This is a genomic window from Brenneria alni, from assembly GCF_003666245.1.
GTDB lineage: Bacteria > Pseudomonadota > Gammaproteobacteria > Enterobacterales > Enterobacteriaceae > Brenneria > Brenneria alni.
Genome location: NZ_MJLZ01000026.1, coordinates 1 through 21925, shown reverse-complemented (window position 1 = coordinate 21925; position 21925 = coordinate 1). Strand labels below are relative to the sequence as shown.

The 21925-nt window shown below is 52.5% G+C and carries 22 protein-coding genes and 3 pseudogenes; 20 read left to right on the top strand and 5 right to left on the bottom strand.

Translation table 11 applies throughout. The features are described from left to right. Positions 1 to 211: 211 nt before the first annotated feature. The 12 genes from pstS to BIY29_RS12330 all read left to right on the top strand — a co-directional run bounded on the left by pstS (position 212) and on the right by BIY29_RS12330 (position 13195). Entirely contained in the window at positions 212 to 1252 is a 1041-nt protein-coding gene (pstS, locus tag BIY29_RS12385) for a phosphate ABC transporter substrate-binding protein PstS (protein WP_121575428.1), read from the top strand. A gap of 185 nt (positions 1253 to 1437) precedes the next feature. Next, complete coding sequence (gene pstC, locus BIY29_RS12380; RefSeq protein ID WP_121575427.1) at positions 1438 to 2397, top strand: phosphate ABC transporter permease PstC; 960 nt, start codon at positions 1438 to 1440, stop codon at positions 2395 to 2397. Continuing rightward, positions 2397 to 3284: a phosphate ABC transporter permease PstA gene (gene pstA, locus BIY29_RS12375; RefSeq protein ID WP_121575426.1), complete on the top strand. Its 888-nt coding sequence runs from the start codon at positions 2397 to 2399 to the stop codon at positions 3282 to 3284. The genes pstC and pstA overlap by 1 nt, the downstream gene beginning before the upstream one ends. 49 nt (positions 3285 to 3333) lie before the next feature. Continuing rightward, complete coding sequence (gene pstB / locus BIY29_RS12370; RefSeq protein ID WP_121575425.1) at positions 3334 to 4110, top strand: phosphate ABC transporter ATP-binding protein PstB; 777 nt, start codon at positions 3334 to 3336, stop codon at positions 4108 to 4110. Between the two features lie 14 nt (positions 4111 to 4124). Continuing rightward, positions 4125 to 4856, top strand: a complete 732-nt coding sequence (phoU, locus tag BIY29_RS12365) for a phosphate signaling complex protein PhoU (protein WP_121575424.1) — start codon at positions 4125 to 4127, stop codon at positions 4854 to 4856. 523 nt (positions 4857 to 5379) lie between these two features. Next, positions 5380 to 6912, top strand: coding sequence for an ABC transporter substrate-binding protein (locus BIY29_RS12360; protein ID WP_121575423.1), 1533 nt, complete (start codon positions 5380 to 5382; stop codon positions 6910 to 6912). 66 nt (positions 6913 to 6978) lie between these two features. After that, positions 6979 to 7896, top strand: coding sequence for an ABC transporter permease (locus BIY29_RS12355; protein WP_121575422.1), 918 nt, complete (start codon positions 6979 to 6981; stop codon positions 7894 to 7896). A 9-nt stretch (positions 7897 to 7905) separates the two neighbouring features. Beyond that, the gene (locus BIY29_RS12350) at positions 7906 to 8838 is read left to right on the top strand and encodes an ABC transporter permease (protein WP_121575421.1); all 933 of its coding nucleotides are present in this window, start codon (positions 7906 to 7908) and stop codon (positions 8836 to 8838) included. Positions 8839 to 8848: 10 nt separating this feature from the next. Then, a complete protein-coding gene (locus BIY29_RS12345; protein ID WP_121575420.1) occupies positions 8849 to 9844 on the top strand; it encodes an ABC transporter ATP-binding protein in 996 nt (331 codons plus the stop codon). Further along, entirely contained in the window at positions 9841 to 10713 is an 873-nt protein-coding gene (locus tag BIY29_RS12340) for an ATP-binding cassette domain-containing protein (protein ID WP_121575419.1), read from the top strand. The genes BIY29_RS12345 and BIY29_RS12340 overlap by 4 nt, the downstream gene beginning before the upstream one ends. A gap of 98 nt (positions 10714 to 10811) precedes the next feature. Further along, complete coding sequence (locus BIY29_RS12335) at positions 10812 to 12248, top strand: M20 family metallopeptidase (RefSeq protein WP_121575418.1); 1437 nt, start codon at positions 10812 to 10814, stop codon at positions 12246 to 12248. A 17-nt stretch (positions 12249 to 12265) separates the two neighbouring features. After that, complete coding sequence (locus BIY29_RS12330; RefSeq protein WP_121575417.1) at positions 12266 to 13195, top strand: LysR family transcriptional regulator; 930 nt, start codon at positions 12266 to 12268, stop codon at positions 13193 to 13195. A gap of 44 nt (positions 13196 to 13239) precedes the next feature. On the opposite strand, the gene BIY29_RS12325 is transcribed toward BIY29_RS12330, so the two are convergent. Beyond that, positions 13240 to 14211, bottom strand: a complete 972-nt coding sequence (locus BIY29_RS12325) for a DMT family transporter (RefSeq protein WP_121575416.1) — start codon at positions 14209 to 14211, stop codon at positions 13240 to 13242. 144 nt (positions 14212 to 14355) lie between these two features. On the opposite strand from BIY29_RS12325, the gene BIY29_RS12320 reads away from it, so the two are divergent. Both BIY29_RS12320 and BIY29_RS12315 read left to right on the top strand, forming a co-directional pair. Next, positions 14356 to 14841 (top strand): Lrp/AsnC family transcriptional regulator, encoded by a 486-nt coding sequence (locus BIY29_RS12320; RefSeq protein ID WP_121575415.1) that lies wholly within the window; start codon positions 14356 to 14358, stop codon positions 14839 to 14841. A 223-nt stretch (positions 14842 to 15064) separates the two neighbouring features. Further along, positions 15065 to 16081, top strand: coding sequence for a 1-aminocyclopropane-1-carboxylate deaminase (locus BIY29_RS12315; RefSeq protein WP_121575414.1), 1017 nt, complete (start codon positions 15065 to 15067; stop codon positions 16079 to 16081). Positions 16082 to 16305: 224 nt separating this feature from the next. On the opposite strand, the gene BIY29_RS12310 is transcribed toward BIY29_RS12315, so the two are convergent. Continuing rightward, positions 16306 to 16815 carry an Lrp/AsnC family transcriptional regulator gene (locus BIY29_RS12310; RefSeq protein WP_121575413.1) on the bottom strand — a complete coding sequence of 170 codons (510 nt, stop codon included), beginning with the start codon at positions 16813 to 16815 and terminating at the stop codon, positions 16306 to 16308. Positions 16816 to 17175: 360 nt separating this feature from the next. On the opposite strand from BIY29_RS12310, the gene BIY29_RS12305 reads away from it, so the two are divergent. The 3 genes from BIY29_RS12305 (at position 17176) to BIY29_RS12295 (ending at position 19571) form a co-directional block, all read left to right on the top strand. Further along, positions 17176 to 18012, top strand: a complete 837-nt coding sequence (locus tag BIY29_RS12305) for an ABC transporter substrate-binding protein (protein WP_121575412.1) — start codon at positions 17176 to 17178, stop codon at positions 18010 to 18012. A gap of 75 nt (positions 18013 to 18087) precedes the next feature. Continuing rightward, the gene (locus BIY29_RS12300) at positions 18088 to 18840 is read left to right on the top strand and encodes an amino acid ABC transporter permease (RefSeq protein ID WP_121575411.1); all 753 of its coding nucleotides are present in this window, start codon (positions 18088 to 18090) and stop codon (positions 18838 to 18840) included. Positions 18841 to 18842: 2 nt separating this feature from the next. After that, positions 18843 to 19571: an amino acid ABC transporter permease gene (locus BIY29_RS12295; protein ID WP_121575410.1), complete on the top strand. Its 729-nt coding sequence runs from the start codon at positions 18843 to 18845 to the stop codon at positions 19569 to 19571. Positions 19572 to 19674: 103 nt separating this feature from the next. On the opposite strand, the gene BIY29_RS12285 is transcribed toward BIY29_RS12295, so the two are convergent. From BIY29_RS12285 to BIY29_RS12275, 3 genes and pseudogenes are all read right to left on the bottom strand, one after another. Beyond that, positions 19675 to 20064: a beta-barrel domain-containing protein gene (locus BIY29_RS12285; protein WP_205680336.1), complete on the bottom strand. Its 390-nt coding sequence runs from the start codon at positions 20062 to 20064 to the stop codon at positions 19675 to 19677. Continuing rightward, positions 20061 to 20246 (bottom strand): hypothetical protein, encoded by a 186-nt coding sequence (locus tag BIY29_RS12280; protein ID WP_147437155.1) that lies wholly within the window; start codon positions 20244 to 20246, stop codon positions 20061 to 20063. The genes BIY29_RS12285 and BIY29_RS12280 overlap by 4 nt, the downstream gene beginning before the upstream one ends. Before the next feature lie 125 nt (positions 20247 to 20371). Further along, a pseudogene (locus BIY29_RS12275) lies at positions 20372 to 21022 on the bottom strand (ATP-binding cassette domain-containing protein); the annotation flags it as partial. On the opposite strand from BIY29_RS12275, the pseudogene BIY29_RS12270 reads away from it, so the two are divergent. The 3 genes and pseudogenes from BIY29_RS12270 to tnpA form a co-directional block, all read left to right on the top strand. Beyond that, positions 21016 to 21519: pseudogene (locus BIY29_RS12270) on the top strand (DUF6387 family protein); the annotation flags it as partial. The pseudogenes BIY29_RS12275 and BIY29_RS12270 sit on opposite strands and share 7 nt — an antisense overlap. 90 nt (positions 21520 to 21609) lie before the next feature. Further along, positions 21610 to 21708, top strand: a pseudogene (locus BIY29_RS12265) (helix-turn-helix transcriptional regulator); the annotation flags it as partial. Positions 21709 to 21791: 83 nt separating this feature from the next. Continuing rightward, a partial coding sequence (tnpA, locus tag BIY29_RS21000) for an IS66 family insertion sequence element accessory protein TnpA (RefSeq protein WP_420808419.1) occupies positions 21792 to 21925 on the top strand: 134 nt, incomplete at its 3' end.

The following is a 21925-nucleotide window of genomic DNA, read 5'->3' as shown; positions in this document are numbered from 1 at the left end:
CAGACGCACGATGCGGGCGATCACCCACTACGCTGGGAATGACACATTGAGGAATGAGTCAGAAACGGCGCTTTTTATTGTTTGTCATAAAACTGTAATATTTCGTACATTTTACTGTCACTCAACTGTCCTATTTTTCCTCCTGCAAACTACACTCTGATAAATCACGACTCCGGGTCGACAATACTTTTGGTATCCCACAGGAGGGATTATGAAATTTATGCGTACTACTATTGCCAGTATCGCTGCCGCAACATTTTCGATGACAGCGGTTTCCGCTTTTGCCGCTGTCAATCTCACTGGCGCTGGTGCGACTTTTCCCGCGCCGGTCTATTCCAAATGGGCTGATTCCTATCAAAAAGAAACCGGTAATAAAGTTAACTATCAAGGCATCGGATCTTCAGGCGGCGTAAAACAAATTATCGCTAAAACCGTGGACTTTGGTGCAACTGATGCGCCGTTGTCTGACGATAAACTGGCGCAGGACGGCCTGTTCCAGTTCCCGACGGTTATCGGCGGCGTGGTGCTGGCGGTGAACATCCCTGGCATCAAATCCGGCGATCTGACGCTGGATGGTAAAACGCTGGGTGATATCTACTTGGGTAAAATCAAGAAATGGAACGATCCTGCTATCACCAAACTGAACCCGAATGCCAAACTGCCGGATCAGGATATTGCGGTAGTGCGTCGTGCTGATGGGTCTGGTACGTCTTTCGTCTTCACCAGCTACCTGGCGAAAGTAAATCCAGAGTGGAAAGAAAAAATTGGTTCAGGCTCTACGGTTAACTGGCCGACGGGTCTGGGCGGTAAAGGTAATGATGGAATCGCCGCGTTTGTTCAGCGTCTGCCGGGTTCCATTGGCTATGTTGAATACGCTTACGCCAAGCAGAATAACCTGGCTTACACCAAACTGCTGTCCGCTGACGGTAAAGTGGTCAGTCCGACCGGCGCCAGTTTCAGTAATGCGGCGAAGGGCGCAGACTGGAGCACATCTTTCGCTCAGGATCTGACTAACCAGAAAGGTGAAGATGCCTGGCCGATCACCTCTACGACTTTCATCCTGATCCAAAAAGCGCAGCCGAAAGCCGAGCAGGGTGCTGAAGTGCTGAAGTTCTTTGACTGGGCTTATACCAAAGGCGGCGATCAGGCAACGGCACTGGACTACGCCATTCTGCCAAATGAAGTGGTTGAACAGATTCGTGCTGCCTGGAAGACAAATGTGAAGGACAGCAGCGGTAAAGCCTTGTATTAAAAAATAATCTAAAACTAATTGAATTAAGAGTAATTGTACTAAAATCGTACTACGCTCCTTGTATTTGGTAGCAAGGTCATTAGCTGAGATGTTGTAGGATATAGTGGGGCGAAGAGGTGTTCATCATCTCTTCGCCCCAACAGCACTTTTGTTATCAAACACCATTAAATTGAGAAGAGACCTGTATGGCTGAGTACAAGCCAACTATCAAAGCCCCTGGGAAACATGGCGATATCATTTTTGGTACGCTGGTAAAACTGGCTGCGCTGGTGACGCTATTGTTGTTAGGGGGCATTATTGTTTCCCTGATTGTGGCTTCCTGGCCTAGCATCGAAAAATTTGGCTTTTCCTTTCTGTGGAACAAGGATTGGGATGCGCCTGCCGAACAGTTTGGCGCCCTGGTTCCGATCTACGGCACGATTGTTACCTCGCTGATTGCTCTGATTATCGCGATACCGATCAGTTTCGGTATTGCGTTGTTTTTGACCGAACTGGCGCCGGGCTGGCTCAGACGCCCTTTGGGCGTTGCCATTGAGCTGCTGGCCGCGATCCCCAGCATTGTCTATGGCATGTGGGGGCTGTTTGTTTTCGCGCCGCTGTTCGCGAAATACTTTCAGCAGCCGATAGGCAATGTGCTGTCCGGTTTTCCGATTGTCGGCGCGTTGTTCTCAGGCCCGGCATTTGGTATCGGCATCCTTGCCGCGGGTGTGATTCTGGCCATCATGATTATTCCGTACATTGCCGCAGTGATGCGTGATGTCTTTGAACAAACGCCGGTGATGATGAAAGAGTCAGCCTACGGAATTGGCTGTACCACCTGGGAAGTTATCTGGCGTATCGTTCTGCCTTTTACCAAAAACGGGGTGATTGGCGGCATTATGCTGGGGCTGGGGCGCGCTCTGGGTGAAACCATGGCGGTGACCTTTATTATCGGTAATACCTACCAGCTGGACAGCATATCGCTGTATATGCCCGGCAACAGTATTACATCGGCTCTGGCAAATGAGTTTGCCGAGGCGGAATCAGGTCTGCATACCGCTGCATTGATGGAACTGGGTCTGATCCTGTTTGTGATTACCTTTATTGTTCTTGCGTGTTCAAAGTTGATGATTATGCGACTGACAAAGAATGAGGGGACGCTTTGATGGCTGCGTTAGACATGGAACAAGACGAGACGCTGGTGCGTTCACGACGTAAAATGCAGGCCTGGCGGCGTCAGAAAAACCGCATTGCACTCTGTTTATCAATGGCTACCATGGCTTTTGGTCTTTTCTGGCTGGTCTGGATCCTGTTTTCAACCATCACCAAAGGGGTTGACGGGATGTCGCTGGCGTTATTTACCGAAATGACGCCGCCGCCGAATACCGCGGGTGGCGGGCTGGCCAACGCCATTGTCGGCAGCGGCCTGCTGATCCTGTGGGCGACAGTGTTAGGCACGCCGCTGGGGATCATGGCGGGTATCTATCTGGCTGAATATGGCCGTAAATCGTGGATCGCCGAGGTGATTCGCTTTATTAACGACATCCTGTTGTCAGCGCCATCCATTGTGGTCGGGCTTTTCGTCTATACGCTGGTGGTGGCGAAAATGCAGCACTTCTCTGGCTGGGCCGGGGTGATTGCGCTGGCGCTGTTGCAAGTGCCAATCGTTATTCGCACCACGGAAAATATGCTCAAGCTGGTGCCGGACAGCCTGCGTGAAGCGGCGTATGCGTTGGGTACGCCGAAATGGAAAATGATTTCCGCCATCACGTTGAAAGCATCGATATCCGGCATCATGACCGGGATTTTACTGGCGATAGCACGTATTGCAGGGGAGACCGCGCCGTTGTTGTTTACGTCGCTGTCCAATCAGTTCTGGAGCACGGATCTGATGCACCCGATCGCCAACCTGCCGGTCACCATATTCAAGTTTGCTATGAGTCCGTTTGTTGAGTGGCAGCAACTGGCCTGGGCGGGGGTATTACTGATTACCCTATGTGTTCTGCTGCTGAATATTCTGGCGCGAGTTATTTTTTCCGCCAAGAAACACTAATAAATTAAGGTGTTGCCTGACAGCGCCCGTGTAAAAGAGAGAAGTCTTGATGAGTATGGCTACTGAGACATCCACCAGTAAAATCCAGGTACGTAATCTGAATTTCTATTATGGGAAATTCCATGCGTTAAAAGACATTACGCTGGACATTGCCGCCAATCAGGTTACGGCCTTTATCGGCCCTTCGGGCTGTGGCAAATCCACGCTATTGCGTACCATGAACAAAATGTATCAGCTCTATCCTGAGCAGCGTGCCGAGGGCGATATTCTGCTTGATGGCAATAACATTCTGACCGATAAACAGGATATCTCGCTGCTGAGGGCCAAGGTGGGGATGGTTTTTCAGAAACCGACACCGTTTCCGATGTCCATTTACGATAATATTGCTTTCGGCGTGCGACTGTTTGAAAAATTATCACGCACGGATATGGATGAGCGGGTGCAGTGGGCATTAACCAAAGCGGCGCTGTGGCATGAAACCAAAGATAAGCTGCACCAGAGCGGCTACAGCCTGTCGGGTGGTCAGCAGCAGCGTTTGTGTATTGCACGGGGTATTGCGATCCGTCCTGATGTGCTGCTGCTGGATGAACCCTGTTCCGCCCTTGACCCTATTTCCACCGGCAGAATCGAAGAGCTGATTTCTGAGCTGAAAAAAGACTACACCGTGGTGATCGTTACCCACAATATGCAGCAGGCTGCACGTTGCTCAGACCACACGGCGTTTATGTATCTGGGGGAGCTGATTGAATTCAGCGATACTGACACCCTGTTTACTGCGCCACGGCAGAAACAGACCGAAGATTACATTACCGGTCGCTACGGTTGATTACGGGAAGCATCATGGAAAATTTGAATCTGAATAAACACATTTCCGGGCAGTTCAATGCTGAGTTGGAACACATCCGTACCCAGGTGTTAACCATGGGCGGGTTGGTGGAGCAGCAACTGACGGATGCCATCACCGCGATGCACAAACAGGATGCCGAGCTGGCGCAGCGTGTGGTGGAAGGGGATGCTAAAGTTAACATGATGGAAGTGACGATTGATGAAGCCTGTGTGCGAATCATCGCTAAACGGCAGCCAACCGCCAGCGATTTGCGTCTGGTCATGGCCATCATTAAAACTATTTCTGAACTGGAACGCATGGGTGACGTGGCGGATAAGATCTGCCGCACTGCGCTGGAGAAATTCTCCCATCAGCATCAGCCGCTGCTGGTCAGTCTGGAATCGTTGGGGCGCCACACGGTGCAAATGCTGCATGACGTGCTGGATGCGTTTGCCCGCATGGATCTGGATGAGGCTATTCGTATCTACCGTGAAGATAAAAAGGTGGATAAGGAGTACGAAGGCATTGTGCGTCAGCTAATGACTTACATGATGGAAGACTCCCGCACTATTCCGAGCGTACTGACGGCATTGTTCTGCGCCCGCTCCATAGAGCGCATTGGCGACCGTTGTCAGAATATCTGCGAATTTATCTTCTACTTCGTCAAAGGGCAGGATTTCCGCCACCTGGGCGGTGATGCGCTGGAAAAACTGCTGGTTGAGAAAGACAGTAAAAAGACGGAATAACCTTATCCCGAGCCTTATATTAAAACGTCCTGTATGCAGGGCGTTTTTTTATATATGTGCCAGAAAGTGTGTTTAACCCCAAATAAAGTAATTTAATTAATCATAGCTATACAAAATCCTTATCAAATAACTCCCCCGTTATTTATATTTCCGCAATAAATCACACTTATCGATTAGCACCATTTTGATGATTTACTGCTTTTAAATGGTGCAAGTAGGCGCGTCATTTCCCTTGCAGCATATCCAGAATTAAAAGGAATTTCTTATATCAAAAAACGGAATTCAATTTCTGATAAGCAGTATTCAAAAAAAGTGTATGCCATCACGGCGGTTTCTTATTTTTAGAAACCTCTTACCTAAAATCTGTAAGGACATTAATCCCCTGTTGGCTTCAGTCTTGCAAATACATACCCGTCATCTTTCAAGTTGCATGTGTGTTGGCTGCACCTCGAAATCTATTGGGCATGGTGTGAATATTCCTGGTGGCTATTTAATTTATTCATTAATGGTATGGAGAAATAGCATGACTCGTTCCCTGGCAAGACAAATACAACAATATGCTGTATCCGCATTACTGATTGGATGTACTTCATACAGTTATGCGGGAAAACAGAATGATACTTTGGTTTATGCCTCGGATAACGAGGTGGAAAATATTAGCCCTTACCATAATACCTTGCGTGAAGGGGTGATTATTTCCAACCTGGTGTGGGACAGGCTGGTCTACCGCGATCCAAAAACCGGTGAATATGAGCCCCAGTTGGCTACATCGTGGGAGTGGGATTCGCCGGAAACATTAGTTTTGCATTTGCGTAAAGGCGTTAAATTTCATAATGGTGATGATTTTACCGCTGATGACGTGGTTTATACTTTCAATGATATTGCCGGTGATAATACCGATTCAGTTATGCCTCAGAGCGTTAACTGGATTAAGCAAGCCGAAAAAGTTGATGACTACACGGTAAAACTGCAACTGAAAAAACCTTTCCCGGCGGCGCTGGAATATTTGTCCGGCCCGACGCCGATTTATCCTGCCAAATACTATCAACAGGTTAAGCTGGCTGGTTTCAGCAAAGCCCCGATTGGCACCGGCCCTTATAAAGTTACCAGCGTGACCCCGGCGCAGGGGGTCACTATGGAAAAAAACCCCGATTACTTTAAAGACAGCCCGATTGGTCAGCCAAAAATCGGCAAATTGCAGTTTGTGGTGATCCGCGACCCGGAAACCCGGCTGGCGCAGTTGATGACAGGTCAGGTTGACTGGATCTGGCGGGTACCCGCCGATCAGATGACCTCGCTGGAAACCATGCCGAATCTTTCAGTGAAAAGCGGCGAAACCATGAGAATCGGTTTTCTGGCGCTGAATACCCATGCCAGCGGGCCGGGCGGGGAACCGTTTAAAGACCTGCGTGTCCGCCAGGCGGTGAACTATGCGATTAACCGCCAGGGGATGGTTGATAATCTGGTGCGTGGCGGCAGTAAGCCGGTGTATTCCGCCTGTTTCTCCGCTCAGGCCGCCTGTAACACCAGCAAAGTGATTAAGTATGAGTACAACCCGGAAAAAGCCAAACAGTTACTGGCGCAAGCCGGTTATCCCAACGGTTTTGATACCGATATCTGGGCTTATCGCGAACGGGACTACGCCGAGGCGATTATTGGCGATTTGCGCAAAATCGGCATTAATGCCCGGTTGCATTATGTGCAGCACTCGGTGCTGGCGGCTGATCTGATTTCCGGTAAGGCGCCGATGGCGGTACGTACCTGGGGCTCTTATTCCATCAACGATGCTTCCGCTTTCGTCACGCCTTATTTCGGCGGCAAGGGTGATGACATCTGGAAAGATGCGGAAGTCACCAGCATGTTGACCAGGGCTGATGAAACCATCGATACCAAACAACGTAGCGCCATGTATGCGGATGTGCTGGGCCGTATTTCTTCCCAGGCGTATCTGGCGCCGCTGTTTACCTATTCAACCAATTATGCCTTTACCTCCGATCTGAACTTTGATAGTTGGCCGGATGAGTTGCCGCGTTTTGCTCTGGCGAGTTGGAAGTAACAGATTGTCGGGGATCGGTAGCGATACCGATTCCCACTGACATCGGGTGACAATGAGGAACAGCTCATGATTATCTATATCTTGCAACGGCTCCTGGTCGCGCTGGCCGTGCTGTTTACCGTGGCGGTAGTCAGTTTTTCTCTGTTGCATCTTTCCGGCGATCTGGCGGCGGCGATTGCCGGGCCGGACGCCACCGCAGAAGTGGTGGAACGTATCCGGGTGCAGTATGGGCTGGACCAGCCGTTGACCACGCAGTTTCTGCACTGGTTTTGGGCGGCATTGCATCTCGATTTCGGTCGCTCGTTCTATTTCGAAAGCACGGTCATGGAACTGGTCGGCCAGAGAATGCCCATTACCCTGAAGCTGGGCGTGGTTTCCCTGTCGCTGGCGCTGGTGGTGGCGATCCCTCTCGGCGTATTGGCCGCGGTGTTTCGTGATACCTGGATCGACAGATGTTCCATTTTTATTTCCGTTATCGGTCAGGCGATGCCGAATTTCTGGTTTGCCCTGCTGCTGATTGTCATCTTTGCCGTGGGGCTGAAATGGCTGCCGGTGGCGGGGAACAGCAGTTGGCAGAACTTTGTGTTACCGGCAATCGCCCTCGGCTATTACGCCATGCCGTCACTGATGCGTCTGACGCGCTCCGGTATGCTGGACGTGCTGGGATCGGACTATATCCGTACCGCACGGGCCAAGGGACTGAGTGCTTTCAGGGTTATCGTCAAACATGGTCTGCGTAATGCCATCATTCCGGTGGTGGCGCTGGCGACGGTCGAACTGGGCTTTATGTTGGGCGGTTCGGTGGTGATTGAGTCGGTGTTCGCCCTACAGGGATTGGGACAACTGGCATGGGATTCCATTTCCCGCAACGATTTTCCTGTGGTGCAGGCCATCGTACTGATTATCTCTGTGTTTTATATTGGGCTGACATTTCTGGCTGATGTCCTTAATGCGGCACTCGATCCACGTCTGCGTACCTCATAGGGAACTGCCATGAAAACGTCTTCATTACTCTCTTCCCCACTGGTCGCCAAGACGCCGGTGCCGGAACCGGGGCTTATTCCAGAACCTGCGCCCTGGCGGCGGTGGCTTGGCAGCATTCTTGGTCATCACAGCATGACGCTTGGCCTGATTATTCTGGCGGTTATTGTGCTGGCCGCGATTCTCGCGCCGTTAATCAGCCCGCATGATCCCTATGCGCAGGATGTGAGCCGGCGTCTGATACCGCCGGTATGGCATGAGAAAGGCAGTTGGGAACATATTCTGGGCACCGACAAGCTGGGGCGTGACTACCTGAGCCGGCTGCTGTTCGGGGCCAGGGTATCGTTAACCATCGGTCTGGTTTCCATATTGGTTGCCGGGTTTATCGGCATCACGTTGGGCGTGCTGGCTGGCTATTTCGGCGGAAGGGTGGATGCGGTGGTCAGCTATATCCTGACGGTTCGTCTGTCTATGCCGATCATTCTGGTGGCGCTGGCCACGGCTTCGCTGGTGGGCGGCTCGGTAAAAGTGGTGATCCTGCTGCTGGGATTGCTGCTGTGGGATCGCTTCCTGATTGTTTCCCGTTCGGTCACCCGGCAGTTGCGTGAGGCGGAATTTATCGCCGCCGCCAAAACGCTGGGCGCGTCCTCATTGTTCATCATGCTGCGGGAGATCCTGCCCAATCTGCTTGGCCCGTTAACGGTGGTAGCCACGCTGGAAATTGCCCATGCCATTTTGCTGGAAGCCACGCTCTCTTTCCTCGGGCTGGGCGTACAGCCTCCTATGCCGTCGTGGGGGCTGATGGTGGCGGAAGGTAAGGCATACATGTTCTTTCAACCGTGGGTCATCCTGATCCCCGGCATTGTGCTGGCTATCCTCGTGCTGGGGATCAATCTGGTAGGAGACGGCCTGCGTGATATTACCGCGCTGGACGGACGTAACTGAGGAACAAGCCATGAATAACGACATTTTGCTGGATGTAAAAAACCTGCGGGTTGATCTGCCTACCTCAAGGGGCACGCTACATGCGGTTCGCGGACTGGATTTTACGGTACGACGCGGGGAAATGCTGTGTCTGGTGGGTGAGTCCGGCTGCGGTAAATCCATGACGTCGCTGGCGCTGATGGATCTGCTGCCACGCAAGGCCGTGCGCACGGCGGATCATCTTCGCTTCAAGGGCATAGAATTGCAGTCGTTGAAAAAACGCGACATAACGGCCCTGCGCGGCGATCAAATGTCGATGATTTTTCAGGAGCCAATGACCTCGCTGAACCCCGCTTTCACGCTGGGAAATCAACTGTGCGAAACGCTTCAGGCCCACCGCAAGGTCTCTTTATCGCAAGCCAGGGAGCGGGCGGTGTATCTGATGGAGCGGGTAGGTATCCCCATGGCCGCCGATCGCCTGAATCAGTATCCCCATCAACTTTCCGGCGGCCTGCGGCAGCGCATCATGATCGCCATGGCGCTGATGTGTGAACCAGAATTGATTATCGCTGACGAGCCGACTACCGCGCTGGATGTCACCATTCAGGCGCAGATCCTGCGCATGTTGCGCGAGCTGCAACGGGAGTTTGGCATGGCGGTGATTTTCATCACTCATGATTTGGGGGTGGTGGCGCGTATTGCCGATCGGGTGGCGGTGATGTACGCCGGGCAGATTGTGGAAACCGCCCCGGTGATGACGTTGTTTAACCAGCCACAGCATCCCTATACTCAGGCGCTGCTCGACTGTATTCCGATTCAGGGTAAAACCGTTCCGGGGCAGCCGCTAAAGTCGATCCCCGGCGTGGTGCCTGGTCTGATTGGCATACAGCGGGGCTGTGCGTTCAGCAATCGTTGTTCTTACTGTACGGATGCCTGCCACCAGGAAACGCCTTATGTCAATGTGACGGCCCAGCATAGGGTTCGCTGCATTCGGGCCTTACCGGTACGGGATGCGGAGGTCGCATGAACCATAGCCTAAACCATGATGTCGCGCCTTCCGCGCTGCCGACGCACATTCCGGGCAATGATGATATTGCGCTGGAGCTGTGCTCCTTATCGCGGGTTTTCCGCCTCAATCGCGGTTTGTTCACCCGCGCCGGTGAGATCCGGGCGGTGAATAATGTTTCCCTGCGTATCCGGCGGGGAGAAACCCTGGGGCTGGTGGGAGAGTCAGGATGCGGAAAAAGTACGCTGGCAAAAATGCTGCTGGGCCTGTTGCCGCCCACTTCCGGCAACGTTCTGATCGAAGGCCGTGAGATCGATGCCGGCAACCGTAAGGAAATGGCGTCCCATATTCAGCCTATTTTTCAGGATCCCTATTCGTCGCTGAATCCGCGCCGAACCGTGGCGGATATCGTCGAAGTCGCCCTGCGCCTGCACGGTATTGGTACGCCGGAGGAACGTAAACAACGGGTCACCGAGATGCTGGATGTGGTGGGGATGCCCGCCAGGACGCACAGTCAGTATCCCGGTCAGCTTTCCGGCGGCCAGCGTCAGCGGGTGGCGATCGCCAGAGCATTGATTATGCGGCCTGATATTCTGATCTGTGACGAGCCGACGTCCGCGCTGGATGTTTCCGTTCAGGCGCAGATCCTGAACCTGCTGCTGGCGCTGAAACAGGAGTTTGGTCTGACCTATCTGCTTATCAGCCACAACCTGTCGGTGGTGGAGCATCTGGTCGATCACGTGGCGGTGATGCAGAAAGGATCGATTGTCGAACAGGGAACGCGTGAACAGATTTTTCACTCGCCGCGCCACCCTTATACCCGATCGCTGTTAGCTTCCGTACTCACGCCGGAGCCGGGATTGGGTATTCCTGATATCGAACAGTATTAACCCGAACGAACCCCTAACGCACAGACAGACACGCAACCGCTCCACTGGAGCCGTGCTGTTTACCAATCAATATCGGATAAGAAGAGGACGGACTGACGATGACGCGTGAAGAGACTATCCAGGCAACGGTTGATTATTTTGACTCAGGAAAATTCACGGAAACGCTGGCGCGCAGAGTGGCCTATCGGACGGAAAGCCAGGATGCCGGCAGCGGGCCTGTTCTGATGTCCTATCTGACGGATGAGATGGTTCCCGCGTTGCAGGCATTGGGGTTCGAATGCCTGATTGTGGAAAACCCGGTCAGCGAGAGAAGCCCGTTTTTACTGGCGCGACGGATGGAGCCACAGGCGAAGCTGACGCTGCTGACCTATGGTCATGGTGATGTGGTGCGGGGATACGATGAAAAATGGCGTCAGGGATTATCGCCCTGGCAAGTGGTGCAGGACGGCAACGTCTGGTACGGGCGCGGAACCGCGGATAACAAAGGGCAGCATACCATTAACCTGGCGGCGCTGGAGCAGGTGCTGAAAGCACGCAACGGCCAGTTGGGTTATAACGTGAAAATCATTCTGGAGATGGGGGAAGAAGCCGGTTCGCCGGGGCTGGACGCTGTCTGCGGGCAATACCGCGACTGGCTGGCCGCCGATCTGTTTATTGCCTCAGACGGCCCACGGATTTCCGCTTCCCGTCCGACTCTGTTTCTGGGTTCACGCGGGGTATTCAATTTTGAGCTGAGGCTGAATTTGCGTGAAGGCGCTCACCATTCCGGCAACTGGGGCGGCCTGTTGAGCAATCCGGGCATCCGTCTGGCGCACGCTATTTCCAGCATGGTGGATGCTCATGGCCGTATTCTGGTGCCGGGACTGCGGCCTCCGGCTATTTCGGATACCATGCGCCGTATCCTGGCCGATATTGAGCTGGGGGGCGGGCCTACCGATCCGGTTATCGATCCCCGCTGGGGAGAGGTCGGCCTGACCGCCGCCGAGAAAGTCTATGGCTGGAACACGCTGGATGTGCTGGCATTTGTGACCGGCGATCCGGACAAACCCGCACATGCTATTCCGCCGCAGGCCAAAGCCAATTGCCATATGCGCTATGTGGTGGGCTGTGATGTCGCGCATTTTACCCAACATATCCGCCGCCATCTGGATGCCAATGGTTTTGACGACGTAGAGATTGTTAACGATGCCAGTTGCTACAAGGCAACCCGGCTCGATCCCGATGATCCGTGGGTCGAATGGGGGACGACGTCGATTGTGCGCTCGACAGGCGCCAAAGCGGCGGTATTGCCGAATTTTGGCGGTGGATTGCCCAATGCCTGCTTCTCTGAAACACTGGGATTGCCGACGCTGTGGGTGCCGCATTCCTATCCGGCTTGTTCACAACATGCGCCGAACGAGCATATTCTGGCTGATATGACGCTGGAAGGACTAAAAATCATGACCGGTCTGTTCTGGGATCTGGCTGAACAAGGGGCCGACATTGTGCGGATGCGTTCACAGATAAGGAAACCTCAATCAGTGGAAACGGCATAAAATAGGCGGGAGAGCTGATGCATAGCAACGAAATGCGTTACTTCATGGCTGTGGCGAATACCGGTTCGCTGAGTGCGGCCAGCAAGCAGTTATTTGTTGCGGTTTCAGCCATCAGCAGGCAGATCCAACTGCTGGAAACCCGCCTGGGCGTCCCTTTATTCGAGCGACATGCCAGAGGGATGATACTGAATGATGCCGGACATATTCTGGAGAATCATGTGCGGCGCAGTATCACGGATATGGAGCTGGCGATTGCCGAAATCGAGGGACTGAAATCAGCGCGTCAGACTACCATCCGGGTGGTTTGTACAGACGGTATCGGCTTTAACCTTCTGCCGACCTTGCTGGCGAAATTCCGCCAGCAACATGCGGCGGTCAACTTTGTGCTGACGGTGGGCAGCGCCAGACAGGTGCCCGATCTGGTGCGCAACGGGGAATGTGATGTGGCGCTGAAGTTCAGCCTGGCGCCGGAACACGGTGTTCAGGTTATTGCCTCTTTCGCGGCCCCTTTTATGGCGGTGATGAAAGAGGATCACCCACTGGCAACAAGAGATTTCCAGATAGCCGACCTGAATGCTTTTCCGGTGGTGCTCCCCGATCAGGCGGCGACCATCCGTCAATTGTTTGATCTTTCATGCCGGATGAACGGTGTTTTCATCGATCCCGTCTTCACCTGCAATCATTTCTCAACCCTGTATGCCTTTTTGCTCAATACGCCGGATGCTATCGCCATATGCAGCCATTTTTCTGTGTTGTATAGCGCCCGGCGTGATGGTTTACAGGTGAAGTCTATCAATATGGAGCAATTGAGCCAGCGGACACTCCAGATCCAGGCCGAAGTCAGCAAGCCGACAACGGCGGCGCTGAAAGGCTTTGTTGATTTTTTACGTGATGAGCTGGCGGTACAGGATGCGCTTTTTCGCCAGCAGTATGCGGTTTTGGGCTGATGGTGAAAACGCACCGCCATGCGGTGCGGAAATAATGGCATGGTTCAGTGTTGCGAAGGACAAGGCCTGTTCAGGGTGACGACCAGCATACCGGCAATAATGGCGACGACGCCAATAATCAGCCCCAGCGTTAAAGACTCATTCAGAAACAGAATAGAGATAATCAACCCGATAACCGGGACGCCCAGCATGGAGGACGCCATACTGGTACTGGAGATCCATTGGCTGGCTGTGTTCACGGCACAGAAACAGAAAGCGGTGGCGAGCGGCCCGACAAACAGGGAGATCTCCCAGAAACGCAGCGAATTATCGCCGGTATAAGGCCCTTCTTTATACCAGGCGATGATAATCAGCGGGAGGGTGGCAATCAGCATTTGCCAGGGCGCCAGATGATAGGCGCTGGAGGCTCCCCGGTAATGACGCAGGTGCAGGATGCAAATGGCCCAGCAGAATGATGCGATCAGCAGCAAGGTATTGGCGTGCAGCGCGTTGCTGTCCGTCCAGTCCAGCGTCAGCGGATTAAACAGAATGGCGACGCCGGCAATACCCATCAGCGTGCCGATCAGCTCCTGACGGGTCACGCGTTGTCTGAAGAATAGAATGGCGCCCGGCAGAACCCACAATGGCGTGGTATAAGCCAGAATGGCGGAACGACCGGCGGGGATCGCCATCATGGCGATGGCGCCCAGCGCAGTGAACGTCAGCATCTGTAGCAAGCCGACGCTGAACAGCAGGGGAATATCGCGGCGTTGAGGCAGTTTCAGCGTACCGGTGACAATCTGGATAAAGAACAGGCACAGCCCGCCGAGCGCGAAACGCAAAGCGGAGAACCAGAGCGGGGTAATGTGCTCCAGTCCGAGTTTCATGACCGGCCAGTTAGCGCCCCAAATCAGGATCGCCAGTAAGAGCAGAATGACGCCTCCAACCTGACGCAGCGGCAATACGGTAGGTAATGCGCTGGCGGATTTTTCTTTCAGCCAGATTATTTTCTTATTTCTTAGTGAGGGAGAAATCATTTTATATTTTCTTGTCGCCAATTACTGGATAAATCCAGTTTATTATTTTTCTGGCGGAAATTTTTTCCCTTATTAATGATGATATTTTGGTTTGCAGGGTAATTTTTCCCGCCGATTTGTTATTAACAGTAAAGGTTTTCTTTTATGCGTAAACTGGATAAAACCGATATCAGTATCCTCAATAAATTACAGGAAAATGCCAAAGTCACGCATGTTGAATTGGCGAAGGCGGTTAATCTTTCAACCACGCCTTGTTTTAACCGGGTGAAAGCGCTGGAGGAACTGGGGCTTATCCGTCAGCAGGTCACGCTGCTTTCGCCGGAACGCCTTGGGTTGCACGTGAACGTGTTTATCCACGTCAGTCTTGACCGACAGGTGGAAGAGGTACTGCAACGTTTTGAACAGGCTATCTCTGAGCGCCCGGAAGTGATGGAGTGCTATCTGATGACCGGGGACGCCGATTATCTTCTTCGTGTTCTGGTTAAGAATATCAATGAGATAGAGCATTTTATCCTGCACCATCTGACCCGAATCCCTGGCGTTGCCAACATCCGATCCAGCTTTGCGCTTAAGCAGGTGCGCTATAAGACCACCCTGCCTTTACCGCCGGAGGGAATGGTGCTGCCGTAAGCATTCATTGGTGCTTTAATTTTATTTCGATATGTTGTTTTATTTTGAAACTAAAGGGTGTTAAATGGGTTTATGGGGGAATTTTTAGGATAAATTTTACTAAATTTAGCAATTTAAATTCATCTGTTTATGGGTAGTATTGTGGCTATGGGATGACGGTATTTCCTTATGGAATATTGACGACCTATGGCGACTTTACCTCATTATTTACCGGAGCATTATTATGAATCTGGAGAAATTCCCACGTTATCCATTAACGTTTGGCCCTTCCCCCATCACGCCAATGAAAAGGCTCAGTGAATATTTGGGTGGGGATGTGGAAATATATGCCAAGCGTGAAGATTGTAATAGTGGCCTGGCATTTGGCGGCAATAAAATCCGTAAGCTGGAATATCTCATTCCTGAGGCTTTGGAACAGGGGTGCGATACGCTGGTTTCCATCGGCGGCATTCAGTCGAACCAGACGCGTCAGGTCGCTGCGGTGGCTGCTCACCTGGGTATGAAATGTATTCTGGTGCAGGAAAACTGGGTAAATTATGCCGATGCGGTGTATGACCGGGTGGGCAATATCGAACTGTCGCGCATTATGGGCGCTGATGTTCGTCTCGATGCCGCCGGTTTTGATATCGGCATTCGGGAAAGCTGGAAAAACGCGATGGAAGAAGCGTCGCAGAATGGCGGCAAGCCTTTCCCTATTCCTGCCGGTTGTTCCGAACATCCTTATGGCGGCCTGGGTTTTGTTGGTTTTGCCGAGGAAGTCCGTCAGCAGGAAAAAGAGCTGGGCTTCAAGTTTGACTACATTGTCGTGTGCTCCGTCACCGGCAGTACTCAGGCCGGTATGGTGGTTGGGTTTGCTGCTGATGGCCGCTCCCGGAATGTCATCGGTATTGATGCGTCGGCAAAACCGGAAAAAACCAGGGCGCAGATCCTGCGGATTGCGCAGAACACGGCGAATCTGGTTGAGTTGGGTCGGGAAATCACCGAAGAAGACGTGGTGCTGGATACCCGTTACGGCGGGCCGGAATATGGTCTGCCAAGTGAGGGTACGCTGGAAGCCATCCGTCTGTGCGCACGTATGGAAGGGGTGATGACCGATCCGGTGTATGAGGGTAAATCCATGCAGGGTATGATCGGTATGATCCGCAACGGTGAATTCCCGAAAGGCTCGAAAGTGCTTTATGCGCATTTGGGCGGCGCCCCGGCGCTAAGTGCTTATAGCTATATTTTCCGTAACGGTTGAGTTGCTATCTGTTTCAGTGGGTTGACCCACTATGTAACAACGGCTTCTTTACAAAAATGCAGGGAATTATGGCGGATTTTGTCGTTATCCGGCGTAAAAAATTATGCAGCGGTGGGTTTGACCGCCGAGTGAGCCGCAAGGATGCGGCGAGAGCCAGTGCCTCTACGTCTGCATAAAAACATGACTTCCAGCCAGCCCTGGCAAGGGTGAGTGCCTGAAGCTGTTCAGAACGTCAACTGCGTGGTGGAAAGCACTTCCCGCAGGCCGATAAAGGAACGGATCTGGCGCACACCGGGCAGGAAAAGCAGTTGTTCTGCATGTAGCCGGTTGAAGCTCTGGTTGTCGCGGGTTCTGATCATCAAAATATAATCAAACTCACCGGTGACCACATGGCATTCCATGCAGCCGCTGATTTTCTGTACCGATGCTTCAAAATCTTCAAACGAGCCTGGCGTCGAACGATCCAACACCACCCCGATGATGACCACCAGCCCTGCGTTGAGAGCCTGCGGGTTAAGCAGCGCCACAAAGTGCTTTATCAAACCTACCTGCCTGAGACGTTCCACTCGTCTTAAACAGGCTGGTGGGCTGAGGTTAACCTTTTCGGCCAATGCCACGTTGGATAGGGAGGAATCTGCCTGCAAAAGACGGAGGATGGCCGTATCAAAGCGATCCAGCTCATAGGCTTTCTTGTCCTCGGCGGGCGGTGTGACGATAGGTGATTTGGCTTTCATTGATGGTTTCCTCATTGCGCCTGATTTCGCATTATGACAATAATTCTGCCATTACGTTATTTCTTGCAACTAAATGATAAAAAAATAATTTAATTCCAGTGAAAAATTATAAAAACTTATCCTGATGAGAAATTAATAGAATTTAAGCGCTGACGGATTTGCTGCCCGATTTTTAGGCGGCGCTGGGCGGGAACACCGTGGATACGGACAGCACGTGCTGGCCAGGCGAATTATCCGGCGCTATAGGCGGCCATAAACCTTATGTAACATAAGGTTATATTATAGCTGTTTATGTTATTTCCCGCTTTTTCACTGCGCTGATAGCCTGCAACCAACACATTAACTGGTTAGGGGCAGGGAATGAAGAATCGTATCGTGGCATTGACGTTGCTGGCAGGTTTAGCTTCTGTTTCTGGCGTTGCACAGGCTGATAAGCTGGATGATATTCAAAAAGCGGGTGTGGTTAAAATCGCGGTATTCGACAGTAATCCGCCGTTTGGTTACGTTGATCCGCAAAGCAAAAAGCTGGTGGGTTACGATGTTGATATCGCCGAAGCGATTGGTAAAGCGCTGGGCGTGAAGGTAGAGCTGCGGGCGACGAATCCGGCAAACCGTATTCCGTTGTTAAGCGCCAAGAAAGTAGACCTGATTGCCGCCAATTTCACCATTACTGATGAACGCGCCAAGCAGGTAAACTTCAGTATTCCTTATTTTGCTACCGGACAAAAATTCATTGCCCGCAAGGGCGTGCTGAAAACCCCGGAAGATATTAACGCGTTGCGTATTGGCGCGGATAAAGGCACGGTACAGGAAATCACCCTGCGCGAGCATTATCCCACCGCCAAAGTGATCTCGTATGACGATACGCCGCTGGCATTTGCCGCCCTGCGTAATGGCAACGTGCAAGCCATCACCCAGGATGATGCCAAACTGGTCGGTCTGCTGGCTAACGTACCGGATGCGCAGAAAGCCGAGTTCGAAATCTCGCCTTTCAGCATAACCAGGGAGTATCAGGGGATTGGTATTCCAAAAGGTGAAGAACGTCTGACTGAGAAAGTAAACGAAACATTACTGAATCTGGAAAAACAGGGTGAGGCAAAAACCATTTATGACCGCTGGTTCGGGCCGGAGACAAAATCATCCCAGCCGCGAGGCAATTTTACTTTCGCCCCGTTAGATCAGCAGCCAAAGGCCTGATGTAAATTATCTGATCAGGTGGTTTCCGCCCTTTGCTTTGCAAGGGGCATTGTTGTTTATGAAAATTAGTCACCTATGAAACTGACCGAAACGATACTGCACTATGTTGACGCGTGGCTGCTGGCTCCCCACTATCTCAGTTGGCTCTGGCAGGGTTTTCTGGTCACATTGTGGATTTCCCTCTGCACGGTAATACTGGCGACCTCGCTGGGGTTTTTGCTGGCGGCGGCGAGAGACAGTCAACGGCGAGTGTTGCGTTGGCCGGTCATGGCTTACAGCTCGCTATTTCGCAATACGCCGCTGCTGATACAGCTTTTTTTCTGGTACTTCGGCGCCGGTCAGCTATTCCCCTCCGGCATGATGCAATGGCTTAATACGCCACATGATTTCACTCTGCTGGGGATGAATGCGGTATGGCCCTCATTTGAGTTTCTGGCCGGGCTATTCGGGCTGACGCTCTATTCCAGCGCCTTTATTGCGGAAGAAATTCGCGCCGGTATTGGCGGTGTGGCGCGCGGGCAAAAGTACGCGGCGCTGGCGCTGGGGTTAACGGAGTGGCAATCCATGCGCTATGTGGTATTGCCGCAGGCATTGAAAATTGCACTCCCGCCCCTGCTGGGTCAGTACATGAATGTGATTAAGAACTCCTCATTGACTATGGCGATTGGCGTGGCCGAACTCTCTTATGCGTCCCGTCAGGTGGAAACCGAAACCTTACGCACCTTTCAGGCGTTTGGGGTCGCGACTGTTCTGTACATCACGGTCATTGCGCTGATGGAAGGCTGGGGAATGTGGCGTCAGCAACGTAATCAGGCCGGGGAGCGCTGAAAATGGATTTCACCATTATTTACGATAACTTCAGTTATCTTATGTGGGGCGCTTTTCCCGATGGCCCTCTGGGCGGGGCCGCGTTGACGCTGATGATTAGCCTGCTGGCGGGCGTCGCTTCCGCCGTGCTGGGAACCCTGATGGGGGTTGCGCTGGCGATGTCCAGGGGCGGGTGCGCGGCGCTGCTGGCGATGATCCTCGGCTTTTTCCGGGCGATCCCGGTCATCATGTTGATTTTCTGGACCTACTTCCTGTTACCGATTCTTTTCGGCGTTGAGATCCCTGAAATTACCACGGTGGTCTGTGCGCTGGCGCTGATTGCGTCCGCTTATCTGGCGCATGGCGTGAAGGCGGGGATCGTGGCTATTGGCCGCGGCCAGTGGCAGGCCGGGTTATCGCTGGGGTTCGGGCGCTGGCGGGTGCTGTGGCATATCGTTTTGCCGCAGGCGCTGAGGATGATGGCGCCGTCTTTTATCAACCAGTGGATTTCGCTGATTAAAGACACCTCGCTGGCGTACATCGTCGGGGTTGGCGAACTGACATTTTTAGCCACCCAGGTGAACAATCGCAGCATGGTTTATCCGATGGAAGTTTTTCTGTTTGTCGCGCTGGTCTACTTTGTTTTTTGCCTGTCGCTGGAGCTGTTGGCGAATGGCTTTAATAAGCGTTTTAGTCAGCGGGAAAAACCGCGAAAACGCGCATGGTTATGGTGGCTAAAGAAACCAGCCTGATGACGTTACGCTACAATATCCCAGCCTTTTTCACGCCATATCTGCGCTAATGCCCGCATGTCATCAAATGGGGTGACCAGCGGATGGTGAATCGGCGTGACATTTATCTTTCCCGCAAACCTTCCCTTGCCAAACGCTGGACTGGACTGGTAATGAATTCGATGATGCGGCGCTTGCCAGTCTTGATTTCAGCGCTGAGGTTCATGCCAGGGCTGAGATGGATGGTCTTGCCGTCGATATTCATCCGCGTTTCGTGCAGCCGGAGCGTCACCATGAAGATTGCGCCCTTCTTTTCGTCCTGAACGGCATCTTGGGTGATTTTTTCCACCGTGGCGTTTAGTGTGCCGTAGCGGGTATAGGGGAACGTTTCCAGTTTGACCTCCGCCTGCTGGCCGGGATAGATGAAGCCGATGTCTTTGTTTTCCAGCGCCACTTCCGCGGTGAGCGTGGCGGATTCAGGTACGATGACCATCAGTGGTTGCGCTTCGGTCACCACGCCAGCCGCAGCGGTGCAGGGTGCGCCGGGGTTTCCTGTAAGCTCATGGCAGCGGGCAGAAAGGCGGCTTCGTCGGTCAGACGTTCGGGGCCAGCCAGTTTATGGCGTATCGCCCAGCTTGCAGTCAGGATGGCGCGATACCGGGCAAGCTGTTCACTCGCCGGACGTTGAGACCGCATCCGGGGTTTATGGGATACGCCGGACGTCATAGTAGATTCTCTGATAAATGACTGTTTGGTGTGTGGGGGGCTGATGGGGTAACGGTACGAGGATGCCGGGCAGGTATTTCACCACCGCTCTGGTCATTTTGTATGGCCCACAGATGGGCATACAGTCCTCCGGACTTGCGGATCAGCACATCGTGCGGATCGGCTTCCACGATACGGCCTTTATCCATAACGATAATGCGATCGGCCTGTCGCACCGCGGTGAGGCGGTGTGCAATGATAAGCACGGTGCGTCCCTGACAAATGGCGGCCATGTTGCGCTGGATAATGGCTTCGCTCTCATAATCCAACGCGCTGGTGGCTTCGTCGAAAATAAGGATGCGCGGCTGGGTGAACAACGTTCTGGCAATCGCTATGCGCTGGCGTTGGCCGCCAGAGAGGGTGCTGCCCTGTTCGGCGACCCGCGTGTCGTAGCCTTCGGCCAGTTCGCTGATGAATTCATGCGCGCCAGCCAGTTGCGCGGCGCGCATGACTCTCTCCAGCGGCGCGGCGGGGTCGGCAATGGCGATGTTCTCGCGTACGCTGCGGTTGAACAGCAAATTTTCCTGTAGGACAACGCCTGTCTGGCGGCGCAACTGGGCGGCGTCAATCAGGCTGATGTCCAGCCCATCGATAAGTACGCGCCCCTGCTCAGGCGTATAGAGGCGTTGCAATAGCCGGGTCAGGGTGCTTTTGCCGGAGCCTGAACGTCCGACAATGCCGATGATTTCGCCCGGTCGGATATCCAGTTAACAGGGAGTTTCTCGATAGCCCTGTATCCGAAGCTCTCCCTAAGCTGTTTAGAGATACTGTCATGGTCGAAATAGACCTTGCGAATGGAACTGATGAGGAAATAGCTGAATCTTTGAAAGCCGCGCTACCTCAATGGCGTAAAGTACGGGGCATTGAAGCCGATACATCTGATTCGATCAGGTTTGGTTATGGAACCATCAAGAAAATCATCAACTACAGACTCATACCCATGATCGACATCCTTGTATGGTCAACTCTGCACAAGGTTCGCATATCAGAAGATCGACTTTCACGCCTCCTTTACACCGACGATGATGATGAAGAACAGACCCGCCTCAATCACCAAATTCGGGACACAGACAGACCACTGGCGATAAAAGCAGCCAGTATACCTTTCATCCGTCAGTTCCATCTGTTCATCAACAAAAACAGTCATCTCAAAAACATCAGAGTTTCAGACGTGATGAAAATCGCGGATTCTGATAAAGACTGATATCCATACACTTGGCGATCTGAAGGTCGCTCTTTTTGCTGGTGATTCAATCGTATATTCATTTCCGTCAATGCAGATGAGGAAAATACCATGAATCAGCCATGTACACGTCTTATTCGCCTGTCGGAAGTTTTAGAAAGAACAGGATTCGGTAAAGCCTGGATTTACCGTCTTATCAGCCAAAATCGTAAGCGTCCGGCAAACTCACATTGTTAACAAAACTCTGCTGCCACATGCTGCCCTCACTCAATAAAACGAACCTGAGGTAAAATATGGCAAAACGGCATTCTCACCGTGAACGGCAACAGCATCTCGACGCCTGGCAACAGAGCGGGTTAACTAAACAACACTATTGCCGGCAACACGATTTGAACCCGGCCACCTTTTATTACTGGCTCAAACATCA

Bases quoted from the DNA above. Each gene is read 5' to 3' on its own strand.
- BIY29_RS12320 (WP_121575415.1), top strand. From the start codon at position 14,356: ATGCGTAAACTGGATAAAACCGATATCAGTATCCTCAATAAATTACAG.
- BIY29_RS12355 (WP_121575422.1), top strand. From the start codon at position 6,979: ATGATTATCTATATCTTGCAACGGCTCCTGGTCGCGCTGGCCGTGCTG.
- BIY29_RS12295 (WP_121575410.1), top strand. From the start codon at position 18,843: ATGGATTTCACCATTATTTACGATAACTTCAGTTATCTTATGTGGGGC.
- pstS (WP_121575428.1), top strand. From the start codon at position 212: ATGAAATTTATGCGTACTACTATTGCCAGTATCGCTGCCGCAACATTT.
- pstA (WP_121575426.1), top strand. From the start codon at position 2,397: ATGGCTGCGTTAGACATGGAACAAGACGAGACGCTGGTGCGTTCACGA.
- BIY29_RS12280 (WP_147437155.1), bottom strand. From the start codon at position 20,246: ATGCGGTCTCAACGTCCGGCGAGTGAACAGCTTGCCCGGTATCGCGCC.
- BIY29_RS12360 (WP_121575423.1), top strand. From the start codon at position 5,380: ATGACTCGTTCCCTGGCAAGACAAATACAACAATATGCTGTATCCGCA.
- pstB (WP_121575425.1), top strand. From the start codon at position 3,334: ATGAGTATGGCTACTGAGACATCCACCAGTAAAATCCAGGTACGTAAT.
- BIY29_RS12325 (WP_121575416.1), bottom strand. From the start codon at position 14,211: ATGATTTCTCCCTCACTAAGAAATAAGAAAATAATCTGGCTGAAAGAA.
- BIY29_RS12315 (WP_121575414.1), top strand. From the start codon at position 15,065: ATGAATCTGGAGAAATTCCCACGTTATCCATTAACGTTTGGCCCTTCC.
- BIY29_RS12300 (WP_121575411.1), top strand. From the start codon at position 18,088: ATGAAACTGACCGAAACGATACTGCACTATGTTGACGCGTGGCTGCTG.
- BIY29_RS12330 (WP_121575417.1), top strand. From the start codon at position 12,266: ATGCATAGCAACGAAATGCGTTACTTCATGGCTGTGGCGAATACCGGT.
- BIY29_RS12310 (WP_121575413.1), bottom strand. From the start codon at position 16,815: ATGAAAGCCAAATCACCTATCGTCACACCGCCCGCCGAGGACAAGAAA.
- BIY29_RS12305 (WP_121575412.1), top strand. From the start codon at position 17,176: ATGAAGAATCGTATCGTGGCATTGACGTTGCTGGCAGGTTTAGCTTCT.
- BIY29_RS12345 (WP_121575420.1), top strand. From the start codon at position 8,849: ATGAATAACGACATTTTGCTGGATGTAAAAAACCTGCGGGTTGATCTG.
- BIY29_RS12340 (WP_121575419.1), top strand. From the start codon at position 9,841: ATGAACCATAGCCTAAACCATGATGTCGCGCCTTCCGCGCTGCCGACG.
- BIY29_RS12350 (WP_121575421.1), top strand. From the start codon at position 7,906: ATGAAAACGTCTTCATTACTCTCTTCCCCACTGGTCGCCAAGACGCCG.
- pstC (WP_121575427.1), top strand. From the start codon at position 1,438: ATGGCTGAGTACAAGCCAACTATCAAAGCCCCTGGGAAACATGGCGAT.
- phoU (WP_121575424.1), top strand. From the start codon at position 4,125: ATGGAAAATTTGAATCTGAATAAACACATTTCCGGGCAGTTCAATGCT.
- BIY29_RS12335 (WP_121575418.1), top strand. From the start codon at position 10,812: ATGACGCGTGAAGAGACTATCCAGGCAACGGTTGATTATTTTGACTCA.